The following is a 4063-nucleotide window of genomic DNA, read 5'->3' as shown; positions in this document are numbered from 1 at the left end:
GAACAGGTCACCCCGGTTGCTCTGCCTCTCCACAGTATGTTCCAACTCCTCGAAGCTCTCGGTAAATGAGACTTTCTCTGCATATCCCTGACGCCTGAGCTGGCTTGCTGCCTCTTTCATTTCACTTCCATAGAGGTAAGCCCTGCCAAAAGAGGATCTTGCAAGCAGATTCGCAACCGAGCGGTGTGCAGTACGAGACTGGTTACCCAGTTCCTTCATAGGACCGAGCACAACCTTCTTCTCCCCTTCCCATCTAAGGCTGGAAATATAGGAGAGAATGCTTCTGGTGGAATCCAGGCTGGCATTGTAGGAGTCATCGATGATGGTGATATCACTACGGTATACCGAGCTTCTTCCCTGCATCGGGGTAAATCCCTCCAGTGCTTGGGCTATTTCCCTTGGACTTGCCCCAAGATAGGCTCCAATAGCAATGGCCCCAAAGACATCTTCGAGCAGATGTTTTCCCACTGCCCTGATCTGGAAGGTTTCCCCTTCATAGGTCACCGACCAGCCTTCCAACCCCAGGTCAACAGCCTTCACGGCTTCCCCATCATAGCGGAGCAGTGTTCTTGAGGCTTGTTTCTCAATGCTTGGCAAGTGCTTGCAGGAACGACTTACAAACCCTGCTTCAATCCCTGGGTGGAAAATCTTGGCCTTCTCCTGGGCGATGATCTCCTGGCTTCCAAATTTCTCAAGATGGGAAATCCCAATATTCGTGAGAAGTGCAATATTGGGTTTGAGGATTGAAACCATTCTATCCATCTCACCGACATGGTCGATACCCATCTCAAAGATTCCATAGCGGCTTTGCTTCTCCAAAGAGAAGGTACTTAGGGGGAGTCCATACTCACTGTTGAGGTTTCCAGGGGTCTTTGCTGTCGGGCCGAGCTGCCCTGTAATGCAGGCAACGGCTTCCTTGGTGGTACTCTTCCCACAACTGCCGGTGATACCCACCGTTTTCAATTGGGGGAACAAGGAGAGGTAGGAACGGGATAGTGCATGAAGACTGGCAAGTACGTCATCACTGGCCAGAACTGCACAGTCACATAAGCGAAAGGCTTCCCGTGCACGTTCAGTAGGCACTACAACTGCGGCAGCCCCTTTTTCTGATACTGACTTGATGTACGCAAAACCGTCGGTACGTTCCCCTTTCAAGGCAAAGAACAGGCTTCCCTTTCTGCAGAGCCTGCTGTCAATCTGCACATCAGCAATGCGAATGGAACCACCCCTGATGCATGTTGCCTGACAAAGGGGGGCAATGGATGAAGGAGTAAAGGAGAACTGGTCTATATGTTGGTAGGTGTTCATTGGCTACTCCTTGAGATGGGTAGCATTGCCACGGCCTTAATTGGTTGGAATACGATTCCCTCTCTCCAGGCACCGTCAGCCAAAGACTCGGGCATACTTAGTGAGGAAATGCTGGCACGCAGGACCTGCTGTTCCTCTTCCAATGCCTGGCGATTCTCCAGGAGTGTCTGATATTCCACTTCAAGCGAGCGATTGATCCCCCGCTGCCAGAGCGGCAGGAAGATTGCTACCATCAGGAGAATTAGCATGACCAGAATCATGGCGTGCTGGAGGCGCTCAGCGTAGCGAGGTTTAGCAGACGGCTGTCTGTCAATCTCCACGGTGTACCAGTCATGTACCATAGCTCGCCTCCTTTACAGCTTTTCGATGATTCTCAGTTTTGCACTCCTGCTTGCTGGGTTCTCACTTACTTCTTGCTCACTGGGTATCAGGGGTTTTTTCGTAAGGATCCTTATGGTTGCCTCACTCCCCTCTGCCATTCCCTTGAACAGCCACTTCACCGGCCGGTCCTCCAATGAATGGAAGCTTATGACGGCAAGTCTTCCTCCACTCCTCAATGCCTGCACGGCACCTTTTAGTGCCGGTTCAATCCTGTCCAGCTCCCGGTTCACCTCGATTCGGATAGCCTGAAAGCTTCGGGTGGCTGGATGAATCCTTCCATAGCGATAGTTGGGGGGAACTGATTTGTAGATTATGGAAGCCAGTTCCTCACTACCTGTTATCTTATGGAGCTTGCGTGCCTCCACGATCGCCCGGGCAATACGCCGGGAGTATCGTTCCTCACCAAATTGATAGATGACATCAGCCAGTCGTTTTTCCTGGTATCCGTTCACCACATCCTGGGCACTGATGGGGGCATCCTTGTCCAGTCTCATATCGAGCTCTTCACCCTTCCTGAATGAGAAACCGCGTTCGGACTCTTCAAAGTGAAAGCTGGAAATACCCAGGTCAAAGAGAACCAGATCCAGGTCCTGCTGCCCATATTCAGAGAAGAAATCATCAAACCAGATATTCCTGGGGGTAAAACGTTCACCAAAGGGTTCCATTCGCTTGATTGCTTTCTTCTGGATCTCACGGTCACGATCCAGCCCTGTTACTTCCAGGTTTGGGTATTTGGAGAGGAATAGGAACGTATGTCCGCCTTCCCCACAGGTACAATCGACCATCTTCGCCGGCCGATCATTCGGTGGTACCAAGTACTCGAGGATTTCCTGGGTCATTACCGAGTAGTGAACGTACTCCATCAGAAGTCCTCCCTGATCATTTCGCTGAGCGACTGTGCAGCGTCAAGGAACTCGTCCATGCTTGCATGCAGGTATTGCTCATAGGCACTTCGGTTCCAGAGCTCCAGATAGTTGCCTGTGCCAAGGAGTACCGAATCCTCTTTGGCGGCAAGGGAGACACTCTCCCTGAGACTCTGCGGGATATTGATTCTCCCAACCTTGTCGAACTCGCACAACTGCGCCGGGGCAATCATGCCGCGTTGCAGAATCCTGAGCTTCCGGTCGAACATTGCACCGGGCCCGTTCATGATCGTATTCTTGAGTTTCTCAAAATCGGTGGGAAGCATCAGCCAGAGACAGTTCTCCAAACCTCTGGTCACATAGAGGGCCTCCCCTTCCAATGCACTCCGCAATCGGGAAGGGATGAGTATACGACCCTTGTCGTCAATGGTGTTGTAAAATTCACCAGTCAACATGACCAGGCTCCTCACCTTTTTCATTATTTGGGATTTTTTCCCACTTACATCCATAAATGTACACTTCTTACCACCACAGCACAACCGAACTTTTCCATCTTTCCACCGGTATGATAGGTAAAAATGTCACTCACTGCTTAACAAGCGTAGACCTTTTCGTGATATTTTGGGGCTTTTGCCTGGATACAGAAAAATCCCCCTCCAAAAAGGAAGGGGACAGAGTAATGAAGAATTTTCTATTTATCTTTCAGGATTGAAGATGTTGTAGTCGATATCGCTGAAGAGAATATCTCGCTTTTCGGCCTTTACCAACCACTCAGTATTCACGGCATTTTTACACATATTCCCATAGACAACATTGAAGTTCCTTAGGTGGTCCCCAATTCGTTTCTGTGCATATTCAGTACTGCTCTTGTTGAACAGGATGAACGGCCAGTCACTTGCCATGGAAAGCAACACTTCCCGTGCAGCCTGATTAAGGAATCTCTGCTTCAGGCTGATCTGGTCACTGAATCGAACGGCAAGTTCCTCCATCCTCTCAATGGCCTTATGGATATGCCGGTAGGTCCAAGCATTTGAACCATCAAGCCATACTGCACTATAGCCACCTTGTCCCCATGAGGACAAGGCAGGTCTGACCTTCTGCAAGGTATCTTTCTCTTGTCCCAGGAAGGTAGAGGGCGAGATAAAGGCAGTTTGCTGTTCAAGTTCCGCATTCTGGCGAAACACCTGTTCAATCCAATCGATACCCTCAAACCACCAATGGCCGAACAGCTCGGCATCATATCCCAAGGTGAAAACGGGATCCTTGTCCAGTACACCTTCCAGGGTCTTTGCCTTATTGTTGACGTTGTACAGGAAATTCCTTGCATGATCCGCCACTCGTTTCTGGGCAAGATCCCGACGATAGGGAACTTTCTGGTCGGTTTGACCAGTGATCGCCCAGTACTTATATCCGGTGAACACCCGTACCGAGGGTTCATGGATATAGGGCTTGATGTAGTCCATCGGCAGATCATAACCGATATCGCGCTACAACTCACGATATTAATGCTT

The 4063-nt window shown here is 50.1% G+C and carries 5 protein-coding genes; all 5 read right to left on the bottom strand.

The genetic code is table 11. From position 1 onward, the window contains the following. On the bottom strand, positions 1 to 1308 hold a 1308-nt coding region (gene murF, locus JF818_RS14665), incomplete at its 3' end, for a UDP-N-acetylmuramoyl-tripeptide--D-alanyl-D-alanine ligase (RefSeq protein WP_198892716.1). Further along, positions 1305 to 1649, bottom strand: a complete 345-nt coding sequence (locus JF818_RS14660; protein ID WP_198892715.1) for a hypothetical protein — start codon at positions 1647 to 1649, stop codon at positions 1305 to 1307. The genes murF and JF818_RS14660, both read right to left, overlap by 4 nt. A gap of 12 nt (positions 1650 to 1661) precedes the next feature. Next, positions 1662 to 2552, bottom strand: a complete 891-nt coding sequence (gene rsmH / locus JF818_RS14655; protein ID WP_198892713.1) for a 16S rRNA (cytosine(1402)-N(4))-methyltransferase RsmH — start codon at positions 2550 to 2552, stop codon at positions 1662 to 1664. Further along, positions 2552 to 3007: a division/cell wall cluster transcriptional repressor MraZ gene (gene mraZ / locus JF818_RS14650; RefSeq protein WP_198892712.1), complete on the bottom strand. Its 456-nt coding sequence runs from the start codon at positions 3005 to 3007 to the stop codon at positions 2552 to 2554. Before mraZ ends, rsmH begins: the two co-directional genes overlap by 1 nt. Positions 3008 to 3247: 240 nt before the next feature. Beyond that, positions 3248 to 4015 carry a 1,4-alpha-glucan branching protein domain-containing protein gene (locus JF818_RS14645; RefSeq protein ID WP_233067950.1) on the bottom strand — a complete coding sequence of 256 codons (768 nt, stop codon included), beginning with the start codon at positions 4013 to 4015 and terminating at the stop codon, positions 3248 to 3250. Between the last annotated feature and the right edge of the window lie 48 nt (positions 4016 to 4063).

Source organism: Sphaerochaeta sp. S2 (assembly GCF_016406725.1).
Taxonomy (GTDB): domain Bacteria; phylum Spirochaetota; class Spirochaetia; order Sphaerochaetales; family Sphaerochaetaceae; genus Sphaerochaeta.
This window is presented reverse-complemented; position numbering and strand designations above follow the sequence as displayed.